The 22,373-nt window shown below is 42.3% G+C and carries 21 protein-coding genes; 10 read left to right on the top strand and 11 right to left on the bottom strand.

All coding sequences use genetic code 11. The features are described 5' to 3' along the window. Window positions 1-11: 11 nt before the first annotated feature. From GVX98_RS14440 to sdsA, 4 genes are all read right to left on the bottom strand, one after another. Complete coding sequence (locus tag GVX98_RS14440) at window positions 12-1,256, bottom strand: efflux RND transporter periplasmic adaptor subunit (protein WP_087012681.1); 1,245 nt, start codon at window positions 1,254-1,256, stop codon at window positions 12-14. 21 nt (window positions 1,257-1,277) lie between these two features. Continuing rightward, entirely contained in the window at window positions 1,278-1,892 is a 615-nt protein-coding gene (locus GVX98_RS14435) for a phosphatase PAP2 family protein (protein ID WP_159128469.1), read from the bottom strand. Between the two features lie 146 nt (window positions 1,893-2,038). Continuing rightward, window positions 2,039-4,093, bottom strand: coding sequence for a site-specific recombinase (locus tag GVX98_RS14430; protein ID WP_004982857.1), 2,055 nt, complete (start codon window positions 4,091-4,093; stop codon window positions 2,039-2,041). Between the two features lie 33 nt (window positions 4,094-4,126). Beyond that, window positions 4,127-5,104 (bottom strand): All-trans-nonaprenyl-diphosphate synthase, encoded by a 978-nt coding sequence (sdsA, locus tag GVX98_RS14425; RefSeq protein WP_159128468.1) that lies wholly within the window; start codon window positions 5,102-5,104, stop codon window positions 4,127-4,129. 467 nt (window positions 5,105-5,571) lie between these two features. Here sdsA and rplU point away from each other — a divergent pair, with 467 nt between their 5' ends. From rplU to GVX98_RS14385, 8 genes are all read left to right on the top strand, one after another. Beyond that, the gene (gene rplU / locus GVX98_RS14420) at window positions 5,572-5,883 is read left to right on the top strand and encodes a 50S ribosomal protein L21 (protein WP_004695441.1); all 312 of its coding nucleotides are present in this window, start codon (window positions 5,572-5,574) and stop codon (window positions 5,881-5,883) included. A 19-nt stretch (window positions 5,884-5,902) separates the two neighbouring features. Next, window positions 5,903-6,157: a 50S ribosomal protein L27 gene (gene rpmA, locus GVX98_RS14415; RefSeq protein ID WP_004695443.1), complete on the top strand. Its 255-nt coding sequence runs from the start codon at window positions 5,903-5,905 to the stop codon at window positions 6,155-6,157. Between the two features lie 181 nt (window positions 6,158-6,338). Then, entirely contained in the window at window positions 6,339-8,174 is a 1,836-nt protein-coding gene (locus tag GVX98_RS16955) for a YadA-like family protein (protein WP_159128467.1), read from the top strand. A gap of 220 nt (window positions 8,175-8,394) precedes the next feature. Next, complete coding sequence (gene lolA, locus GVX98_RS14405; protein ID WP_159128466.1) at window positions 8,395-9,093, top strand: outer membrane lipoprotein chaperone LolA; 699 nt, start codon at window positions 8,395-8,397, stop codon at window positions 9,091-9,093. Between the two features lie 131 nt (window positions 9,094-9,224). Continuing rightward, entirely contained in the window at window positions 9,225-10,037 is an 813-nt protein-coding gene (locus tag GVX98_RS14400; protein WP_216070684.1) for an RsiV family protein, read from the top strand. A gap of 100 nt (window positions 10,038-10,137) precedes the next feature. Continuing rightward, entirely contained in the window at window positions 10,138-11,409 is a 1,272-nt protein-coding gene (gene serS, locus GVX98_RS14395; protein WP_004695457.1) for a serine--tRNA ligase, read from the top strand. 76 nt (window positions 11,410-11,485) lie between these two features. Then, entirely contained in the window at window positions 11,486-12,862 is a 1,377-nt protein-coding gene (cysG, locus tag GVX98_RS14390) for a siroheme synthase CysG (RefSeq protein ID WP_159128464.1), read from the top strand. Window positions 12,863-12,894: 32 nt separating this feature from the next. Next, the gene (locus GVX98_RS14385) at window positions 12,895-13,374 is read left to right on the top strand and encodes a tRNA (cytidine(34)-2'-O)-methyltransferase (RefSeq protein ID WP_159128463.1); all 480 of its coding nucleotides are present in this window, start codon (window positions 12,895-12,897) and stop codon (window positions 13,372-13,374) included. 24 nt (window positions 13,375-13,398) lie between these two features. Here the strand turns inward: GVX98_RS14385 and GVX98_RS14380 are convergent, their stop codons facing one another. Next, on the bottom strand, window positions 13,399-13,785 hold the full coding sequence (locus GVX98_RS14380; protein ID WP_004695464.1) for a helix-turn-helix domain-containing protein: 387 nt from the start codon (window positions 13,783-13,785) through the stop codon (window positions 13,399-13,401). Window positions 13,786-13,900: 115 nt separating this feature from the next. On the opposite strand from GVX98_RS14380, the gene GVX98_RS14375 reads away from it, so the two are divergent. Together GVX98_RS14375 and GVX98_RS14370 are read left to right on the top strand one after the other, a co-directional pair. Further along, window positions 13,901-14,683, top strand: a complete 783-nt coding sequence (locus tag GVX98_RS14375) for an SDR family NAD(P)-dependent oxidoreductase (protein ID WP_159128729.1) — start codon at window positions 13,901-13,903, stop codon at window positions 14,681-14,683. Window positions 14,684-14,773: 90 nt separating this feature from the next. After that, window positions 14,774-15,328, top strand: coding sequence for a flavodoxin family protein (locus tag GVX98_RS14370; RefSeq protein ID WP_159128462.1), 555 nt, complete (start codon window positions 14,774-14,776; stop codon window positions 15,326-15,328). A gap of 64 nt (window positions 15,329-15,392) precedes the next feature. Here the strand turns inward: GVX98_RS14370 and GVX98_RS14365 are convergent, their stop codons facing one another. From GVX98_RS14365 to rpoD, 6 genes are all read right to left on the bottom strand, one after another. Next, window positions 15,393-16,787, bottom strand: coding sequence for an APC family permease (locus GVX98_RS14365; protein ID WP_005400375.1), 1,395 nt, complete (start codon window positions 16,785-16,787; stop codon window positions 15,393-15,395). Between the two features lie 265 nt (window positions 16,788-17,052). Then, complete coding sequence (locus GVX98_RS14360; RefSeq protein WP_159128461.1) at window positions 17,053-18,237, bottom strand: iron-containing alcohol dehydrogenase; 1,185 nt, start codon at window positions 18,235-18,237, stop codon at window positions 17,053-17,055. Between the two features lies 1 nt (window position 18,238). Further along, window positions 18,239-18,772, bottom strand: a complete 534-nt coding sequence (locus GVX98_RS14355; RefSeq protein WP_159128460.1) for a hypothetical protein — start codon at window positions 18,770-18,772, stop codon at window positions 18,239-18,241. A gap of 78 nt (window positions 18,773-18,850) precedes the next feature. After that, the gene (gene lipB, locus GVX98_RS14350; RefSeq protein WP_159128459.1) at window positions 18,851-19,510 is read right to left on the bottom strand and encodes a lipoyl(octanoyl) transferase LipB; all 660 of its coding nucleotides are present in this window, start codon (window positions 19,508-19,510) and stop codon (window positions 18,851-18,853) included. Between the two features lie 162 nt (window positions 19,511-19,672). Further along, on the bottom strand, window positions 19,673-19,960 hold the full coding sequence (locus tag GVX98_RS14345) for a YbeD family protein (RefSeq protein ID WP_010327321.1): 288 nt from the start codon (window positions 19,958-19,960) through the stop codon (window positions 19,673-19,675). Window positions 19,961-20,082: 122 nt separating this feature from the next. Next, entirely contained in the window at window positions 20,083-21,969 is a 1,887-nt protein-coding gene (gene rpoD, locus GVX98_RS14340; protein ID WP_125273200.1) for an RNA polymerase sigma factor RpoD, read from the bottom strand. Between the last annotated feature and the right edge of the window lie 404 nt (window positions 21,970-22,373).

Genomic DNA, 22,373 nt, shown 5'->3' with positions numbered 1-22,373 from the left:
CAGTCTACCCCTTATGCGTTTGAAGTAGCTTTTTGTTCAGTTTTCGCACCAGCTTCTGTCTTTTTAGCATCCGTTGTTGGAGCTTGAGGTGCTGCTGCTTTAGGTTGATACGGTTTCGCAACAACTTTCTGTTCAGCTTTAACTTTCGCTATTCCGTCAACAATAACTTTTTCACCTGTTTTAAGGCCTTCAGTCACAATCCAGTCTTGGCCTTGAATGCCAACGGTGGTGATTTGACGAGGTTCTACTACGCCTTTGTCATTCACAATCATGGCCATCGCTTGACCTGTTGGTGTGCGTGTCACTGCAATTTGCGGCACTAACATCGCATTCGGGATTACGCCTTGAACGATTTGTGCATTGGCAAACATACCAGGAAGCAACAAGTGATTCGGGTTCGGGAACACTGCACGAATCGTCACTGTCCCTGTATCTGGATTGACACTGGCATCAGAGAACGCTAAGCGGCCTTCGATTGGATAGTCACTGCCATCTTCAAGTTTCAGTTTCACACGCGTGTTGTTACTGCTGTCTAAGCTACCTTTACTCAATTGTTGACGTAAACGAAGAAGTTCAGAGCTTGATTGGTTGATATCAACATAGATCGGGTCTAAACGTTGAATCGTCACCAATGGCTCTGTTTGGTTTGCAGTCACTAAAGCACCAGCAGTAACTGTAGAGCGGTTGGTTTGACCTGAAATTGGTGAGCGGATGGTTGAATAACCTAAGTCCACTTCAGCATTTTTAACTTGAGCACGTGCTGCCGCCACTTGTGCCTCAGCTACATTTACTTGACCCACTAAGTCGTCATAGTCTTGTTTCGCAACAGCGTTGCTTGAAACCAGTTGCTGATAACGATTCAGTTTGGTTCTGAGTGTGCTTAAATTCGCTTCTTGTTGTAATAATGCTGCTTTGGCATTATCAAATGTTGCGCGGTTGGTACGAGAATCAAGTTCATAAAGTGCCTGACCTTCACGTACATAACTGCCTTCCGCAAACAAACGTTTTAGAATGATTCCACTCGTTTGTGGGCGAACTTCAGAGATTTCAAATGCCGTGGTTCTGCCAGATAACTCTACAGATTGTTCTACATTTTGCGGTTGTGCAACAATGACACCGACTTCAGTAGGTGGCATTTGTTGAGAAGCGCCAGCTTGCTGCGCATCCTTTGGATCTTTGCTACAACCAACAAGTGCAATACTCGTTGCTAATGCGCAAGCGGTAAGGGCTGGGGCCCAAAGCTTTGCCGACATCATTGTTCCACCTCGATTAGATTCTTATCTAAAATAATTTGTATTTAATTGGGTATATCTGCCACACAAGATGTAAAGCAGTGAAATCCAGATAATACTAATGCTCCAACCTGCGAGAACGTCGGATGGGAAGTGTACTCCAAGATAGACTCTTGAAATTCCCATCATCAGCATCCATAAAATAGCAATGCATACAACATAACGATGTGCAGGAAATGGTCGACTTAAGAAAATGGCAAGACACGCCAAAGTGGCAGCATACATACTGTGCGCACTCGGAAAGGAAGCACCATAGCTCGTCACTAGGTGAAACATTTCTGGTGGGCGTGGTCTTGAAATTAGAAATTTAAGTAGCCAAGCAGAAGCAATACTTCCAACAACGCCTAAACCAATAAAAACAACATCTCTATACTTTTTATACCATGCACGATGGAAACACCATAGAGTGGTTAGAAATAATACAAACGGCATGCCACCGAGTGCCGATAAAAGTATTGCAAGTTTATCTATAGGCTCAGTTCTTAATGTGCTGAAATATTCGACCATCGCCAGATCTAAAGCTGAGAGTGGTTGAATGCTTAGAGCTAATACACTGATTATAAATAAAATAATACCGATAAAAAGCAACAAGTAAGGCATGCTGGAACTCGTGTCATTTCAACCGATTTAAGCGCGGTTATTTACTGGGTTAAAGTGTACTCATCAGTACACTTTAATTCAAGTGTTGATTAATCATGTATAAAATTTTGTTCACAGTGTAGCAAGAGCTCAAAATGGGTACAAAATCATTTTGTATGGTGTTTTGTATTGTTCGAACTTTCATCAACTTCAAGAGGTACTTTCGGTGGCCAAAAGAAGTCACTTGGTCGCGTTAGAAAATGGGTTAAAACCAATTTTGCTAACGGTTTCCACTGTTCAAAACGGACCCGACGTGCACGTAAAGCCACAATAATCGTGAGGGTAAAACTGACAAATAAGTTCGTCAGACCAATAGCGAGTACCCCGAGGAAAGATACAATAATCAAGCCAATCTCAGGGCTACCATTAATATTCATCAGGCCTTGAATGAAGTTTGCTGAAGCAAAGGCAATATGGCGAATATCTAGGGGTAAACCCAAAATATAACCAATGGTTCCCATACTTCCTAACATAATCCCGAACAGAAAATTACCTGCCAACGCACCTAAGTTGCGTTCTATATAGCCTGCAAATTTATCGAGTCGTTCTTGTCCCATGATGGTTTTGAGACGAGGGTGTGCTTTTAAACGAGGGCCAACTTTGCGATAAACCGCCATATTGTCAAAATAACCTGCCAAAAGTCCCGATAAAAACAAACAGACACCCGCAATCGCGGCGTGCGGAATGGCCAAAGAGGTAAAAGGGTTTAAGTCATGTAAGACTTTCGCCGCTTTTGCATGGTTGAGTAGCGGTTCATGCATGCCAGTTGCCCATGCCCATGTAATAAAGGCGGCAACAGGGATGGCAATTGAGATATTGCCCAAAATAGCAATAAATTGCGTACGAATAATATTAATAATCAGCGCTGCTAATTCAGCAATTTGCGCTGTTTTTGAGCCTTTACGCTGTTGTACCGTTGCCGCGAGTGCCGCTGCTGTCATCGCTGGTTGTTTGGTTGCCACGGTAAAGTGCAACACATGAATCAGCATAAACCCCAGTGAGTAGTTCATGCTGTAAACAAAGGCTTGCATGAGTGGCGCCATGATCATCCGTGCAGACAAGATTTTCAGGGTGGCCATGGTTGCAATGATGACACCCGCACCTGCTGCGGACTTATACATGGCTAAAAAGCCTTGTTTATCTGTACTTACATAGTGTTCGCCCGTTTTACTGGCATTTTCGGTCACCTGTAAAGCAATCAATTCACTATTGGTCGTCAGTAAAGAGCGCACACTCCGTTCACTATAAATCGCAGCGGTAATGTCGACCAAGAGCAGACTCACCGCTTCATAGTGTGCTTCGCCTTCTTCTACAATTAAATTGAGCAACAGTTCGACGCGGTCTAAGCATTGCTCAAGTAAGGAAATCAGATAAGTTAAACTGACACTGACTCCAATACGTTTGGTCGCACGACGAATTTTTAATACTACATCACGACACTGCTCAATCATGACCAGTGCTTGAGAGGCATCGGGAGGGGCAACCACACTAGAGGTTTCTGCTTCTTGATGTGCCTTTTTATACTGTTGAATGAATTCAACAATTTCGCGGTTCTGCACTAAAAAAGGCGATTCATATTCGGTCAACTCAGGATGCGCATTAATAAACTCTGGATATAAACCAATACCGCTAATCCGATAAGACAGCACCGTAATGGCTTTAATCACTTCACTGCGAATTTTGACTTTTTCTTTTTGATTGGCATGCCCGTGATTGAGCAGGTTCAGCAGTTGTAGCCAGTCACTGTCTCGGATGTTATCGAGCCAATATTTATCACTTCGGTTGGGGAAAACGCGACGGACTAAATCTTGCAGTTGAGTTTCGTCATTAATCAGCGGGAGAAAATGTGCCCCTAAACGCTGTGACAATTGGTTCCAAAACCCATCTAAAGACAAGATGCCTGTGTCGGCATAAAGACTGGTTTGTTTATATTGGGAAATAAGCCGCAGCACAAAGCTTTGTAAGGTCGATGCGGCATCGGGCGTGATGAGTAATGCTTGAATGAGCGCTTGAAATTTATGATGGATTTCATCGGTTTGATACGCATCTATTGGACGAATACGTTCCACCAACTCAATTAAAAGTTGATCATTTAAAACAGCTTGAGGTTGCTCAAGCTGTTGCTGCATTTGAGAGAAAAGATCATTAAATTTTATATGCATAGGCAAGTTAAAAACATTTTAAAGCATCATTTGTTATTGAATTCGATGTAAAGCCAGTTGGGTTAAATTGACCAGTGCTTGACGATATTGGCTGTCAGGTAAAGCCTGTAATGCTTGAAGTGCGGCTTCGGTTTCTTCATGCGCCCGTTGTCGGCAGTAATCTAGTGCGCCAGAACTGTTTACGATAGCAATGACTTGATCAAGATCTGTTGTTCCACCTGTCGCAATACTTCGACGAACAATGTCATGTTCTTCACCCTTTGTATTTTTCAATGCTGAGATTAACGGCAAAGTCGGTTTACCTTCCATTAAATCATCGCCAATATTTTTACCTAATGTTTCAGCATCTGAGGTGTAATCCAAAATATCATCAATGATTTGAAAGGCATTGCCAAAGTGGCCTGCAAATAAACGTAGTGGTTCACGGTACTGCGGTGTCCCAGAAAGAATGGCAGCCCCTTCAGTTGCCAGTTCAAATAAACGTGACGTTTTACCGTGAATAATATCTAAATAAGTTTGTTCTGTGGTTTCAGGTTGGTGCTGTGCTTGAAGTTGTAGCACTTCACCTTCGGCAATTTCACAAGTCCCTGTAGAAAAATCTTTGAGTAAGGTCATATCACCGAGATCGACCAATAAATCAAAGGCACGTGAAATTAGAAAGTCACCCACCAGTACTGCGGTCTGATTGTTCCAAGTTGCATTGGCCGTTGGGCGACCACGACGTAAGCCAGATTCATCGACCACATCATCATGGACTAAAGTTGCGGTATGCAGCATTTCAATGATTGCAGCAAGTTTACGTTGGCGTTCAAGGTCTTCTGCACCACAGGCTTTGGCGGCCAATAAACACATAATGGGACGCATGCGTTTACCACCTGCTTCAACCACATGTTTACTCACCGCCATGACTAATGCCACTTTAGAGGTAATGCCTTCATTAATAAATGTGTCCATCGTGGCAAAGTCTTGAGCTACAGGGGCGAGAATATCTTGCTTAAAGTCGATGGTCATTTGAAGAGCGGCCTCATCTATATAAAGTGATAAAAATCAGCATTACCAGTATTGTGTAAATAGGGATACCTGTCTAAATGATTCATTTCAATCATAAATAAGACTCGCTAGCGTGCGAGGCTATATTTTACGAAAGACAGTTCCTTATTTCCCCAATGTATAAGCGTACTGCATTTGTAGGCTTATTTACATTTTAAAAATCAATTCATCCATACTATAGCGGATTGATTTTAAAAATCTATTTCATTGTAAGCAAAGTCAAGCCAGAGTTGAACTGTAATTTGTTGATTGAGTTTTTCTCGATTATTAAATAATCGTTAATTTAGTCTAATAAGTTCGGCAAATCTCTTGTTGTTTGAGTCAATATCACTTAAAATCCTTGCCCTTGATTAACCCCAGTGGCGTTCGTATTAAGATCGATATCTTCCTTTATCGGCACGACGACACGGGCATGTTTGGAGTACATTATGTACGCAGTAATCCAAAGCGGTGGTAAACAGCACCGTGTTGTAGAGGGTGAAACCCTTAAAGTTGAATTGTTGAAAGCTGAAACTGGCGCAACTATTACGTTTGATGACGTATTAATGCTAGTAAATGGCGACAGCATTCAAATCGGTGCTCCAGTTGTTGCTGGTGCTACTGTAACTGCTGAAGTAGTTAGCCATGGTCGTCACGACAAAATCCGTATTGTAAAAATGCGTCGTCGTAAACACTACCGTAAACAACAAGGTCACCGTCAATGGTTCACTGAGTTGAAAATTACAGCTATTTCAGGCTAATCACGAGGAGTAATGAGACATGGCAACTAAAAAAGCCGGTGGTTCGACTAAGAACGGTCGTGATTCGAACCCTAAAATGCTTGGTGTTAAAATTTACGGTGGTCAATCTGTGACTGCTGGTAACATCATCGTTCGTCAACGTGGTACAGAATTCCACGCAGGTCAAAACGTTGGTATGGGCCGTGACCATACTTTGTTTGCAACCGCTGACGGCGTAGTAAAATTCGAAGTGAAAGGTCAGTTTGGCCGTCGCTACGTAACTGTTGAAGCGTAAGTTTTAATAGTAAGAAAAACCCACATTTTGTGGGTTTTTTTTCGTCTATTCATATGGTTAGCTTATTTTTCTTGTGTTTTTATATTTTGAGATAAAGCACTAAATACCAATAAATAGTGATGTGCATCACAAAAAATAGGAGTGTAATAGAAAAACAAAACTAAAAGAAAGGCAGACGGATATGAATAAAATAGATACAAATGTCTTGGGCAATCCAGACAGCCAGATAACGAAAGTCTCTGGTCAGAACTTAAAACAAGAACATACTCATATTAGTACTGCAGTATCTGCTGCAATGAATCTACAAACACTTAAGCCAAACCATTGTCTACAAAGGTTTGCTATGAACGTGCTTGTTTTAAGTGCGATTTTAATGACAGCGAATACAAATGTTTTTGCAGGTTCGTGTAACTCTAATCAAGACACAGGTAGTTGTCCCGAAAGTGGAATCCCAGGACCCGCAGGACCTGCAGGGGCTGATGGTGATAGTGCTTATCAGGTAGCTGTGAACAATGGTTTTATAGGTACAGAGGAGGCCTGGTTAGAGAGTTTGCAAGGAACAGATGGTATAGATGGCACTAACGGAACCAATGGTATTGATGGTGTAGATGGTCTTAACGGACTTGATGGTAAAGATGGCGTAGATGGTCTTAACGGTCTTGATGGTAAGGATGGCGTAGATGGTCTTAACGGCATTGATGGTGTAGATGGCGTAGATGGCATTAATGGAACCAATGGTATTGATGGTAAAGATGGTGTAGATGGTCTTAACGGACTTGATGGTAAAGATGGCGTAGATGGTCTTAACGGACTTGATGGTAAAGATGGCGTAGATGGTCTTAACGGTCTTGATGGTAAAGATGGCGTAGATGGTCTTAACGGAACCAATGGTATTGATGGTAAGGATGGCGTAGATGGTCTTAACGGTCTTGATGGTAAAGATGGCGTAGATGGCATTAACGGAACCAATGGTATTGATGGCGTAGATGGTCTTAACGGACTTGATGGTAAGGATGGTGTAGATGGTCTTAACGGACTTGATGGTAAAGATGGCGTAGATGGTCTTAACGGAACCAATGGTCTTGATGGTAAGGATGGCGTAGATGGTCTTAACGGTCTTGATGGTAAAGATGGCGTAGATGGCATTAACGGAACCAATGGTATTGATGGTGCTAAAGGTGACACTGGTGCTAAAGGTGACACTGGTGCAACAGGTGCACAAGGTCTCCAAGGTGAAACGGGAGCACAAGGTGAACAAGGTCTCCAAGGTTTACAGGGTGTGAAAGGTGATACTGGGGCACAAGGTGAACAGGGTCTCCAAGGTTTACAAGGTGTGAAAGGTGATACTGGGGCAACAGGTACAACTGGAGCGCAAGGTGAACAAGGTCTCCAAGGTGTGCAAGGTGAAACGGGAGCGACAGGATATAATGCTTATCAAGTTGCGCAAGTAAATGGTTTTGACGGTAGCATCACTGAATGGCTCGCGAGCTTAAAAGGCGATATGGGTAATACAGGGATGACAGGTGCAACAGGTTTTAGTGCTTATGATGTTGCAGTTGGTAATGGCTTTGAGGGTAGCATTACTCAATGGTTGGCCAGCCTTAAAGGTACAAATGGCACCAATGGGATCTCTAAAGAAGTGATGGATGCTGCTGATACCTACATCTTGAATGAAGCAAAAACCTATGTGAACCAAGTTGGGCAACAAACCCTCAATCAAGCAAATGCTTATACCGATAGTCGTGTAAATGCCTTGAACCGAGACATGCGAAAACTCGAAGATCGAACCTATGCAGCAGTTGCATCAAGTATTGCGATAGCATCTTTACCGCAACCGACAGATGCTGGCTACAATATGTTTAGTGCCGGTGTGGGTACATGGGAAGGTGAGCAAGGTTATGCTTTTGGTCTCAGCGGTGTGACTGAAAGTAACAAATATGTATACAAAGTAGCTGTGACAACCAATAGTGAAGGTGATTTCGGTGCAGGTGCAGCAATTGGTTGGCAATGGAAATGACAGTGATAATTCTTAACCTTAGTTAGAAAAGCCTCTGCACATTCAGAGGCTTTTCTATATGTAAAGAGCACATCTTATCTTCATCATGATGGATATTTCACAACATTAAGCACCAATAAATATACAAATCTTCTTATATTCTAAATTATTAGCCATAAAATTTGATTTAAGATAGCTCATCTAACAAATTGCGACTGCGCAAATTATAAAAGGTGAGATTATGAAAATGCTTCGTAAGACTTTATATGCAATGACAGTGGGTGTAGTAACACTTGGCCCTGTTATGAGCAGTACAGTATTTGCAGCTCCGGTTGCAGCATCGGAGCAACAAGCGACGACGAGTTTAGTGAAACAGTTGAGTGGTATCCAAAGTATCAGTTCTAACTTTGAACAAACCACCAAAGTCACAAATTCATCTAAAGCGCCGAAGAAACAAGGTTTATCAGCCCAGCACATGAATCAGACCTTTAAAGGGGTGATGAAAGTTGAGCGTCCAGGGAAATTCTATTGGGAAACCACAAGCCCTGCGAAACAAACCATTGTAACTTCGGGTAAAACGGTATGGATTTATGATCCAGACTTACAGCAAGCGGTTCGTCAAACTTTAGATGAACAGGTGGCGAATACACCTGCACTATTATTGTCAGGGAATACGGAACAGATTCGTAAGTCATATCGTATTACGCAACCAAATCAGAGCAAAACCTACTATACCTTGTACCCAAAAAGCGATGATGGTGCATTTCAAAGCTTAACGATCAGTTTTGGTGCGAAAAATGCGCCGACGCTAATGATCTTAGAGGATTCTTTGGGACAAACAACCTATGTACGTTTTAATAACATTAAGGTAAATACCAATATTCCAGCTTCAACCTTTAATTTTACTCCACCTAAAGGCACAGACATTATTGACCAATAATATGAGTCTGCTGTTCAAAACCACCTTCGGGTGGTTTTTTATTAGATCAAGTTCAGTTACATAACGTGGTGGGAAGTTATGGCTGTGCTTTGTATAGTCTGTGCTATTGAATACGTAACTGCGGGTAAATCATGATATTACTTCATAACAATAAAATTGGATCTGTTTTCACAATGATGTTGTGCGTTGGATTGCTCAGCGCATGCCAGCCACAAAATGACAGTAACGCTGCAAAAAATGAAGAGACAGCTAAACCAGCTCAAGTCGTAAAGACCTTGCCACTGATTGAGGCGAAAGTTCGACCATTACAATTGGCGCGTTCTATTGCTTGTGATGAAGAAGGGTGCACCCAATACCAGTTGTACAGCTTGGACACCAATGTCCCATGGATCAATCAATATTTTGATGAGCGGATGAAAAAAGCCAATCCTGTGGCGTTTGAAAGCTCAAAGCAAGCAAAGCCACAAATCGAAGAAAACATGCTCAGTGAAACTTTGTCTGATGTCCGTTATGTGGCGCAGCGTGGAAAATATGCTGATTTTGTCTTGATGAATTATCACTACCCAGCGCGTGCCGCGCATGGCATGTATCACAACGAATACATCACCTTAGATTTGGCAACGAAAAAACGGGTTGCGCTGAGTGACATTGTGGTGGACAAGACTGAATCGCAATTATTAGATGCATTGTATAGTGCCAATAGCATGTGGCTGTCCGATCATAATATTTCACGCGAGCAATTGAAGCTGACCGATAATTATTATATGAGTGCCAAAGGTGTGGTGTTTGTCTATCCCTTATACGAATTAGCGTCTTATGCAGAAGGGATGTCTGAATTGGTTTTACCGTATCAACAAGCCAACGGCTTAATTAAGGCGGAATATTTGCCGAGTTTTGTCGATTATGCAGCTGAACGAGAAAAAGCGAGCAAAGAAAAGCCATGAAAATTGCTGTAATAAGCCACAGCTAGTGATCGCGTGACTGTATTTTTCGGCCTGAAGCGCTTACACTATAGCCAGTTTTTTTCTTTGCAAAAGATTGGCTATGATCGACCCGAAATTACTCAGAAATAATATTGAGGCTGTAAATTTAGCCTTAGCAAAACGTGGTGTACAACTGAATGTTGAAGAATGGGCATCACTAGAAGCTCGCCGTAAAGAGATTCAATCCAAAACTGAATCTCTTCAGGCTGAACGTAATTCGGGTGCAAAACAAGTTGGCCAAATTAAAAAAGCTGGTGGTGATGCATCTGAAATTATGACGCGTATGTCAGCGATTGGTGATGAAATCAAAGCGGCAGAAGTCGCTTTGTCTGAATTACAAGCTGAACTTGAAGCGAAATCACTCAGCATTCCAAACTTGCCAGATGAGTCTGTTCCTGAAGGAAAAGACGAAAGCGATAACGTGGAAATCCTCACATGGGGTACGCCGCGTACGTTTGACTTCGAAATTAAAGACCATACTGACCTTGGTGAGTGGATGGGTGGTCTTGAGTTTGAAACAGCGACCAAATTGACAGGTTCTCGTTTCAGCGTGCTTAAAGGGCCTCTTGCTCGTCTACAACGTGCGATTACACAGTTCATGTTGAATACACATACTTTGGAAAATGGTTATACCGAAGCTTATGTGCCATATTTAGTCAATGCTGACTCACTCCGTGGTACAGGCCAATTGCCTAAATTTGAAGAAGACTTATTCAAATTACAAGGTGAAAAAGAGTATTACCTCATCCCAACTGCGGAAGTGCCTGTAACCAACTTTGTGCGTGATGAAATCATTGATGCAGACCGTTTACCATTGAAATATGCAGCGCATACCCCATGTTTCCGTAGTGAAGCAGGTTCATACGGTCGTGATACGCGTGGCTTGATTCGTCAACACCAATTCGACAAAGTTGAAATGGTGCAAATTGTTAAACCTGAAGACTCCATGCAAGCACTTGAAGAGCTTACAGGTCATGCTGAAGGGATCTTGAAAGCACTTGGTTTACCATACCGTAAGATCATTCTTTGTGGTGGTGATATGGGCTTCGGTGCAACTAAAACTTACGATCTTGAAGTTTGGGTACCCAGTCAAAACACGTACCGCGAAATTTCTTCATGTTCAAACATGGGGGATTTCCAAGCACGTCGTATGAAAGCACGTTACCGTGCAGACCAAAAGAAAACTGAATTTGTGCATACGCTGAATGGCTCAGGTTTGGCTGTGGGCCGTACTTTACTTGCAGTCATGGAAAACTACCAACGTGCTGATGGTTCGATTGAAATCCCAACCGTGCTTCGTCCATATATGGGCGGTGCTGAGTACATTGACTAATAAAGTCGATGTACTGCACAGTTTTGTGCACAATAATTGCTTTAAGACAGTCAGATAAAACTCATTGAGGTCGTGTGTGGATATTTTTCCAATCTCTTTAAAGTTGCAGCAGCAACCTTGTCTGATTGTCGGTGGTGGGCATATTGCTTACCGTAAGGCAGTGTTGTTACATAAAGCAGGAGCGGTGATTCATATCATTGCTCCTGATATTGATGCAAATTTATTGCAACTGGTTGAAGAAAGCCAAGGGCAATATATCCAAGCGCTATATCCTGCGCAGATTCAACTCAATGACTATCGTTTAGTGATTGCTGCAACAGATGATTATGAGGTGAATACTCAAGTCTTTGAGGACTGTGAAGCGCTGAAAATACTGGTCAACAGTGTTGATGATCCACCACATTGCCGATTTATGGTTCCTGCCATTGTCGACCGTTCGCCTTTGGTGATTTCAGTGGCCAGTAATGGCACATCTCCCGTGTTATCTCGCCAAATTCGAACCCAGCTTGAAACTAGTATTCCACATGGGATGGGTAAGCTGGCTGAATTTTCAGGAAAATGGCGTGCAGCGGTGAAAGCGAAGATTTCCAATCCTGACGAGCGCCGTGTTTTTTGGGAAGACCTATATGCAAGTCCGCTGAAAGAACAGGTTTTTCATGACAATCTTACAGAAGCGGATCGTTTAATCGAACAAGCACTGTTGGAGTGGAAAACCCCGAAAGGTGAGGTGTATTTGGTTGGTGCAGGTCCGGGTGATCCTGAGTTGCTGACCCTTAAAGCATTGCGTTTGATGCAACAAGCGGATGTGGTGATTTATGATCGCTTGGTTTCCCCTGCGATTATGGAACTCTGCCGTCGCGATGCAACAAAAATTTATGTAGGTAAAGCCCGTTCTAACCATGCTGTTCCGCAAGAAGGCATCAATGCTTTGTTGGTAGAATATGCCTCAAAAGGTCAACGTGTTTGCCGTTTAAAAGGTGGTGATCCTTTCATCTTTGGCCGTGGTGGTGAAGAAATTCAAGAGCTTTTTGCCGCAGGTGTACCATTTCAAGTAGTGCCAGGGATTACTGCTGCGTCGGGTTGTTCGGCTTATGCAGGAATTCCGTTGACACATCGCGATTATGCGCAAAGCGTGCGTTTCCTTACGGGACATTTAAAAGAAGGTTCGCCTGAGTTACCGTGGGGTGAGTTGGTCTATCAGAATCAAACACTTGTGCTGTACATGGGCTTGGTTGGTTTAGAAAAAATTTGTGAAAAGTTAATTGAGCATGGGCAGCGCCCAGACATGCCCGTTGCTTTGATCTCGAAAGGCACCACGCCAGAACAAAAAGTGGTGGTCGGAACCTTAGCGGATATCGCATCAAAAGTTGAAGAAAATCATATTCAAGCGCCTACATTGACCATTATTGGTGATGTAGTAAGCTTGCGTGAACAATTACAGTGGCAAGATTAACTTTTGCCATATTGAAAGAGTAGAGAAAAGCTGTGATCCATATTGTTTTATACGAGCCCGAAATTCCTGCAAACACAGGCAATATCATTCGTTTATGTGCCAATACTGGAGCGCAGCTGCATTTGGTTAAGCCTCTCGGCTTTGAACTGGATGATAAAAAACTTAAACGTGCAGGTTTGGACTACCATGAGTGGGCGCGCATGCAAATTTGGGAAACATTCGATGAGTGTTTAGCAAATTTAGCTGAAAAAGGTGTCGATATAAACGCGATTTATCCTCTAACCACCAAAGGAACGGAAACCCCGCATACTTCGGATTTGAATCGCCCCGTGGCTTTACTCATGGGACCTGAGACGCGTGGTCTGCCTGAACAGGTTCGTATGTTATTTCCAAAAGAGCATTGGATTCGTTTGCCAATGGCTGAAAACTCGCGCAGTTTGAACTTATCCAATGCGACAGCTGTGATTGTGTATGAAGCATGGCGTCAGCAGGGTTTTAAGCCTTTAGCCTAATCAAATTACTGTGACAGAGCCCGCTTAAGCGGGCTCTGTTTTTTCTAGCTTTTGATCGAATCCAGCTCTGGATTTTAAAACTTTAAGCATATTGGCTTCGACCCAATCTTTCATTTGATAGGCATTTTGAGCAAAGTCTTTGCCAATCTCAGTTAACGCGTATTCCACGCGAATCACGTTATCTTCATGAATGGTTCGCGTCAAAAAACCATCGCGCTCTAAGATCTTTAATTTTTGTGACAGCACTTTAGGTGAAATACCTAAAACATTTTTCTTGAGCTCATTAAAGTGTTGCGACTCTTGATCCAGCGTATACACAATCAATAAAATCCACTTGTCTGCAAATTTTTCAAAAAAAAGACGAGCAGGACAATCTGGATGAAAAATATTAAATTTCATTGGCTTATTCATTTCTAACCATGCTCCTTTTACGTTCTATGTTCATTTGAAACAATCAATCAGACCAGTTACCAAGTGGTAACTAATTGATACTAGGTTTCATAAGTGTATCATGAATACAGACTTAATGCAGCGCTGTCATCAGACTACGCTTTCGCAAGATACTGGCAATTGGATGGATCACATCATGAAAGTTTCAGAGGGTGTTGTTTTTATTACGGGTGCGAATCGTGGCTTAGGACTTGCCATCGCTCGGGAGGCACGTCGTCAGGGTGCTAAAAAGATCTATGTGGGTATGCGCCAGATTGGGAGCTTTCAGGAAGAAGGGCTTACCCCGATTCAACTCGATGTAAATGACGAAGCATCTATTCAGCAGGCAGCAGAACAATGCGCAGATACCACGATTCTTGTGAATAATGCGGGCATTGCACTTTTGAATGAACATCCTGTCGAAGCCAATATCATTACGACTACGCAAAAGATTTTGGAAACTAATTTATTGGGTTTGATGCGGGTGACGCAAATTTTTGCTCCGATCTTGCAAAAGAGCCAACAGGCTTATGTGGTCAATATTCTCTCGGATGTGTCATGGGAGCCAAGCACTGTTTTGACCAGTTATGCCATTTCCAAGGCAGCAGCATGGTCCTATACCAACTCAAGTCGTCAGTGGTTGTCTCAATTTAATATTCAGGTCATGGGGGTGCATGTGGGTTTTATTGACACCGATCTGACTCGTTCATTACCCATTCCGAAGATTGCGCCAGAAACAGTAGCTCAAGAAATATTTCAAGGCATCGAGCAAAATGCTTATGAAGTTTTGATCGGTGAAAAGACCCAGCAGTTGAAGCAGGGCCTAAGCGCTGAAGTTGCAAGTTATGTGAAGCTCAAGCCCGATCAGGCAAGTGTTTAAGATATTTCATACTATTTATTTTTAATGGTTTACGCAGCGTCATGCTTGACGAAGCAATGCCAATCAAGTGATTCAAAAGAGGAAACTAAAATGTCGAATATTTCAGTGGTTTTTTATTCAGGCTATGGACATACCAAAGTGATTGCACAAACTTTTGCGCAAGAAATTGGTGCAAATTTGGTGGAGATTGACCCAAATGGAGACATTCCAGAGCAAGATTGGCAGACATTGGATCAATCTGATGCAATTGTATTTGGTGCACCAACCTATATGGGCACTGCACCATGGCAATTTAAAAAGTTTGCCGATGCATCTTCAAAAAAATGGTTTACTCGTGCATGGCAAGATAAAATTTTCGGTGGCTTTACCAATAGCGCAAGCTTAAATGGTGATAAGCAAGTGACCTTAATTCAACTACAAACACTTGCATCGCAGCATGGCGGTATTTGGGTAAGCTTGGGCTTATTGCCTGCCAACAGTAAAGCGGCAACCCGTCAAGATGTAAATAATTTGGGTGGTTCTGTAGGCTTGTTGGTGCAATCACCATCGGATGCGAGTACGGATGAAATCCCAACCGGGGATCTCGAAACCACAAAAGCCTATGCACAACGTATTGCTAAAATGACTAAACAATTTAAGGGCTAGTTTTTTAGCTCTAGTTTAAAAAAGAAAAAGACGCACTTGGCGTCTTTTTCTTTTGAATGAAAGATTAGAGCGGATCGTCAAATTCATTATGTTGTGGTGCAGGTTGCTTAAAGCCTTTGGTTTTATAACCTAAGTATAAAATACCAAACATTGCCCACCATAAACCGAATTTCAACGCGGTTTCTTCAATCTCTAGCCACATGGCAAAAATACTGAGGAATCCACACATTGGAATCACCACAAAGCTAAAGATATCTTTAATATTCTTTGTGCGGCCATCACGTAGTGCATATCGTGAAATCACTGATAAGTTTACAAAGGTAAATGCAGTTAACGCACCGAAGCTGATCATCGAAATAACGATGTCTAAGTCCATGAAGCCAGCGGTTAATGCTACAGCACCTACAATTAGAATGTTATAAGACGGTGTAAAGCTTTTCGGACTAATGTGACCAAAAATCTTCTTGTTAATCACGCCATCACGGCCCATTACATACATTAAGCGTGAAACGCCTGCATGTGCCGAAATACCCGATGCCATAACAGTTACAATTGCGAAGTACAACACCACCGTTTTAAACGCAACGCCACCGACGGCTTGTAAAATGTCAGGCTGTGTTGCAGCAACATCTTCAAAGTAAGTCTTTGGATCGTTCGGGAAGTAAATCTGCATGAAGTAGGTGCTGATAATAAAGATCACACCGGCCAAGAGTGCCGTTAAGAAAATCGCTTTAGGTAGTGTTTTCTCGGTATCTTTTGTTTCTTCTGCAAGCGAGCTGAGCGAGTCAAAACCAGTGAATGAGAAGCACAGCAAAGTTGCACCTGTAATCAGGGCACCCAGTGAAGTAAGCTCATTCCAGAATGGCTCTAAACTCCATAACTGATATTTTGCATTGACCAAAGTACCATCTGCGTTGACGCCACCAGCAAGTAAGCTGTAAACCATCCACGTGAAGTAAGCAATCACACCTAACTGTACAAAAACGATCAAACCATTAAAGTTTGCAACGAAGCGTGCACCACGTAAGTTGACCGCGGTCATAAATGCAGTTAAACCAACCACCCAGACCCAATGGTTTACATCCGGGAATAAGGCTTCAAGGTAAATCACGGCAAGAATGATGTTGACCATTGGAGACAATAAATAGTCTAACCATGATGACCAACCGACCATAAATCCGACATTCGGATGGATAGATTTTTGCGCATAGGTATAGGCGGAACCCGAGGAAGGGTAGCGACGAATCATGTGACCATAACTGATCGACGTGAATAAAATTGCAATTAAAGCAATGATATATGACGTTGGCACATGATAATGACTTTCTTCTGATACTAAACCGAAAGTATCAAATAATGTCATTGGTTGAATATAAGCTAAACCAATAATAATGATGTGCCAGAGACCTAGCGTTTTTTGCAGTTTAGCTGCCGATTGAGTCCCAGAAATATTAGTCAACGGCGTTATCCTCTTAATCGTTGATCAAGGATCAGTCATGTTTAATAAGGATCGTTTGAGACGAACGATCCCCCCTGTGTTTAATTTCAAAAGTGCGCCAATCTACATTAATTTGGCCGCTTTTGTCAGTAACTTTTTCAGATTTTTTAGCAGTTTTTATGCCAATAGGTATAAGGAAAGCATTATTCCTTATGGCAAATAAAAGCCCGATGTTTAAAAAAGCATCAGGCTAAGATTGTCGCTATATTGGCTGATTTTTTATGAATTACCAAGCTTTTTCTAAAATTGCTTTTAAATCTTTTAAGCTGGCTTCTTTCGGGTTGTAAATGATTGAACCATCGTTGAGGGCTTTTTCTGCCACCTCATTGAGTTGTTCTAAGGTCACTTTTCCTGTTTCACTCAAGGTACGGGGTAACTTGGTTAGGGTAAATAAGCGATCACGCATGGTGAGTAATGTGCTGATGGCTTTGTCTGCACGTAAGTGGGCAGGAGTCTGCGCATAAATGTCTGGCCCTGCAAGTGGTAACAGGAGCTCTGCAATCTTTTCTCCATTCACTTCCTTGTTAAATTCAAGGACATAAGGGAGGAACAGGTTCATGCATAGTCCATGCGGCAAGTGTGCCACTGCACCTAAGGCATGTCCAAGTGAGTGTACAAGGCCCACCATCGAGTTTGAAAATGCAATGCCAGCCATAGTTGAGGCTTGAGCCAATTCTAAACGGCCGTTGGCATCGTTTGGATTATCCAGCACATTAAACAAATGATTGCTGACTTTTTTAATTGCAGCCGTAGCATAGGCATCTGAAATCGGATTGTGTGCCATGCATGTATAGGCCTCGACGGCATGGGTCATGGCATCCATTGCAGTCATTGCGGTTAAGTGCGGTGGCAGGGTTTGGGTCATACGTGGATCGAGAATCGCAGCATGCGGCATTAAATAGTACGATGCGAAAGGTAGTTTGACATTTTTCTCTGGATCAGACACCACTGCAACCATGGTGACTTCAGACCCTGTACCTGACGTGGTTGGAATCACAAAAAAGGGTTTGAGTGGTTTAGGTAGGTTGTGTGCCCCAGAGTATTTCAGTAAGTCATCACCACCTTCAGATACCAAAATATTGGTGGCTTTCGAGGTATCAATCACCGATCCGCCACCGACAGCAATAATCGCATCGCACTGGTGTTCACGATATAAATTGGCCGCTTTACGCACCGTCTCTAAGCTTGAATCGGGTGGAACATCATCAAAAATTGCACCAATCACTGCATCGGTAGACTCAAACGCTGCTTCAATGGGTGCCAGTAAATTGTTGGCACGTACACCTTTGTCGGTAATGATTAAAGGTCGGGTTGCCCCTAATGTTGCCAGTTCAAATGGAATGTGTTCTAAAGCAGCATGACCAGCGATCACTTTTACAGGACAGAAAAATTCGTAATAAGGCTTCGCCATGTTATGCACTCCGTTTTAAATATGATTGGGCTACTTTGAGATAAATATTTGCAGCACCAGTGAGTTTTTCTTTTAAGCCCAATTCAGTTGGGTATTCTTTGACGGCAAGTTCAGCGACCATTTTCGGTAAAATCAACGATTCCATTTTATTTAGACAGCGGACGAGGCGAATTGCATAGGAAATATCGCCATCTGCGATCATACGATCATGTGCAAATGCTTGTGCTGTACTTTCTTGAAATGAAAACACCAAAAAGGCATGACTTAGATGTTTAAAAGTGATAGTTAAATCTGCCTTTAAACTTCCTGGAGTAAGTAGTTCGAGTTGATGGTTTTCGGTCACTTTGGCTAAAAAAGCCGGGCCGTTTGGAAAGACATTCATCGATAAGGTGAAATTGGCTGGAAATTTGGCAACTTCTTGCTGAATTTCACTATCGACTTGGCTGGCCATGACCAATCCTCGGCCAATCACATCCATCATAAGTTTGACATAGGTCAATTGCAGAGAGGGTTTCACTGAATTTACGTTAATCACTCGCTGTTGTCCTTTCTAAAAATAATTATTAGTTTAGAGTAAATACTCTAATTTATTTTTCCATGAAAAGCAAAGCCTTTATATATGCTGTACTTGAACTTCTTTAAAGTAACCGCTGTGCTGTAAAGTTTCAATAATGTCAGCACATAAGTTTTCAAAGCGCGGGTAGTCTGGTTTGAGGTCTGAGATTCGCACCATTTCTAAGCCCGCATAGCCACATGGATTAATGGTGTGAAACCCAAATAAGTCACAGTCAATATTTAAGGATAAACCATGATAACTGCGGCCTTTACGAATTTTAAAACCCAATGAACCAATCTTGCGTCCATCGACATATACGCCGGGTGCATCAGGTTTGGCATAGGCTTCAATCTCATATTTTTTGAGTAACTCAATCATCAGATTTTCAGCATAAGACACCAAGGTGCGGACGTTCCAGCCAAGTCGGTTGAGGTCAAACATAAAATAGGCAACCAACTGACCGGGACCATGCCAAGTAACTTGCCCCCCGCGATCCGTTTGTACCACAGGAATGTTACTGCTCATGAGGATATGTTCAGGTTTTCCAGCTTGACCTTGAGTGAGCACGTCATGATGTTGCAAAATCCAAAGTTCATCTGGTGTGTCTACATCCCGTTGTTCAGTCAGTGTTTTCATTTCTACAAAGCGGTCAGCATATGAAGTTAAATTATCAAACTGGCGAATAATGAGTTGTGGTTTGAGAACGGCATCTGACACGGCACTTGCGTCCTTATAAAACAAAAAGTATGTCTGAAATTATAAAGAAAAGATCTAGAGCGTAGGGGGATTTCTTCAGTGAATAAGCTGAATTCAATAGATCAAAAATTTAGGCACAAAAAAACACGCTCGTAAGCGTGTCTCATTGATACATCATTTGAATTACAGCGCCGTTTTAATTAACGGACAAGCCGCAAGGTCTGCATACAGTTGATGAACTTGTTCTAATTCTTCAAAACGCAATTGGGCAGTTAAAGAATGGTATTTACCTGTGCGTGATGGCTGGACTTGGATAGATTCACCATCAAACTCAGGGAAATGTTTGACTAGAATTTCAACCACTGCAACATGTAACTCAGTGCTGGCAAAGCCAATGAGTTTGATTGGGTAGTCCATAGGGAATACCCAAAGATGTTCTTGTAATTCACGTGATGGTGTACGGTCTAACATAGTCATGAGCGTCAGTCCCCCTTATTTCAAACGCCTGCGAAACTGCAGGCGTTAGGTGTTGCTCTTAAATACTTAATGGAGACTCGTGATTAAATTTCAAGTCTCCAGTGTATCGGTATCAATTAGTCGTTTTCTAGGAATGAACGTAAATGTTCAGAACGAGAAGGGTGACGTAATTTACGCAGTGCTTTCGCTTCAATCTGACGAATACGTTCGCGCGTCACGTCAAACTGTTTACCTACTTCTTCCAAAGTATGATCCGTTGGCATGTCGATACCAAAACGCATTTTCAAGACTTTCGCTTCACGTTCAGTCAAGTTTTCAAGCACTTCACGCGTTGCTTCTTTTAAGCCTTCAGACGTGGCAGCATCGACAGGTGAAGTGATGTTGCTGTCTTCAATGAAGTCACCCAAATGCGAATCTTCATCATCGCCAATCGGTGTTTCCATCGAAATAGGTTCTTTGGCGATTTTCAGCACTTTACGCACTTTAACTTCATCCATTTCCAAACGTTCACCGAGTTCTTCAGGTGTTGGTTCACGGCCCATTTCTTGTAGAAGTTGGCGTGATACACGGTTGATCTTGTTAATGGTTTCGATCATGTGTACTGGAATACGAATGGTACGTGCTTGGTCGGCAATCGAACGAGTAATAGCCTGACGAATCCACCACGTTGCATAAGTCGAGAACTTATAACCACGACGGTATTCAAACTTGTCTACCGCTTTCATCAAACCAATGTTACCTTCTTGGATCAAGTCCAAGAATTGTAAGCCACGGTTGGTATATTTTTTCGCAATCGAAATTACCAAACGTAAGTTCGCTTCAACCATTTCTTTTTTCGCGCGGCGTGCTTTCGCCTCACCTACAGCCATACGTTTTGAAATCTCTTTGATGCCTTTAACATCAAGGCCCAAATCTTTTTCAATGTCTGCAATTTTTTGTTGGAACGCTAAAACGTCAGGGCGTACTTTTTCAAGATAACCTTTTTGGTCTGGCGACGCTTTCGCAATTTGTTCATCTAACCAAGCAAAGTTTGACTCTTGACCTGGGAAAGAGGTACGGAATTGAGTCCGATCCATACGACCACGACGTACTGCATAGCGCATTACTTCACGTTCAGAGGTACGGATTTGTTCATGTGTACCACGAATCATTTCTGAAATGATGTCAAATAAACGTGGTGTAAATTTGAACATCATAAACACAGTTGCAAGTGACTCTAAAGCATCTTCTGCTTCTTTGCTTGAACGACCATGTTTCTCGATGATGGTTCGGGTGTTTTTCCAAGCCGCAGTCAGTTCGTCAAAACGCGCTTTGGCAATTTCAGGATCTGGGCCAGATTCACCTTCAGAATCATCATCACTTTCAGACTCTTCTTCTTCCTCGTCATCATCCAATTTCACATCTTTGGTAGACTTGGTTGAAGAATCATCTTCTTCATCAATTTCAGCCTCTTCTTCAAGGACTTCTGGAATCGCTTCATCGGTTTCAGGGTCTAAATAACCTGAAAGGATATCCGCAAGGCGACGTTCGCCTGCTTCATAATCTTTGTATTCTTGTAATACCACTTCAACCGCATTTGGCCAGTAAGCAATCGAGTGAAGAACGTCACGAATCCCTTCTTCAATACGTTTTGCAATACTGATTTCGCCTTCGCGCGTCAACAGTTCAACAGTACCCATTTCACGCATATACATGCGGACAGGGTCAGTGGTACGACCAGGCTCATTTTCTACAGAGGCAAGAACAGCAGCGGCTTCTTCTTCAGCAACTTCATCGGCAGCTTCATTACCACCCTCAAACATTGCATCATCAGATTCAGGCGCACGTTCGTGCACAGGAATACCGACGTCTTGAAGCATTTGAATAATGTCTTCAATCTGTTCGCTTTCAGTGATCGAGTCTGGGAGATGATCGTTAACCTCAGCGTAAGTTAGGTAACCTTGCTCTTTGCCTCGGCTAATCAGAGCCGCTACTTGTGAAGTAGGGGAAGTCATATCGCTCATCTTTGCTTACTCTTCGTTGAATCTGTGGCAGTGGAAAATTGTGCATCTGGGCACAATTCGCTTCATAAACTTATTTGTAAATAACTGCGTATTCCATCAGGGATAGTCAGCCAAAAGCTGCCTGATAAAATATTAAAAATATAAATTCAGTGATTTAGATGGGGGTGAATTTGTTGTTTTCAAGTTCATCCCGAGCGTGCTCAAGTTCAAAACCCAAATTTGAAATCTGAACAATTTGGATTTTATGTGACCATTTTAAAGTCGTAAACTACAAAGACGCAGGGTGGATTATATCATGCCATAAAAATTGGTTAGAAATAAAGACTAAAAATCAAATTAATTGCTCTAAATTCAAATAAAACTTGACAAGGTTCTGGAACCCATATAAATAGCGGCTAAGACCC

Origin of the sequence: Acinetobacter sp. 8I-beige (assembly GCF_902505955.1) — a bacterium.
In the GTDB taxonomy this organism is placed as follows: domain Bacteria; phylum Pseudomonadota; class Gammaproteobacteria; order Pseudomonadales; family Moraxellaceae; genus Acinetobacter; species Acinetobacter johnsonii.
The sequence above is the reverse complement of the archived record's forward strand: the minus strand, read 5'-3'. Positions and strand labels throughout refer to the sequence as shown.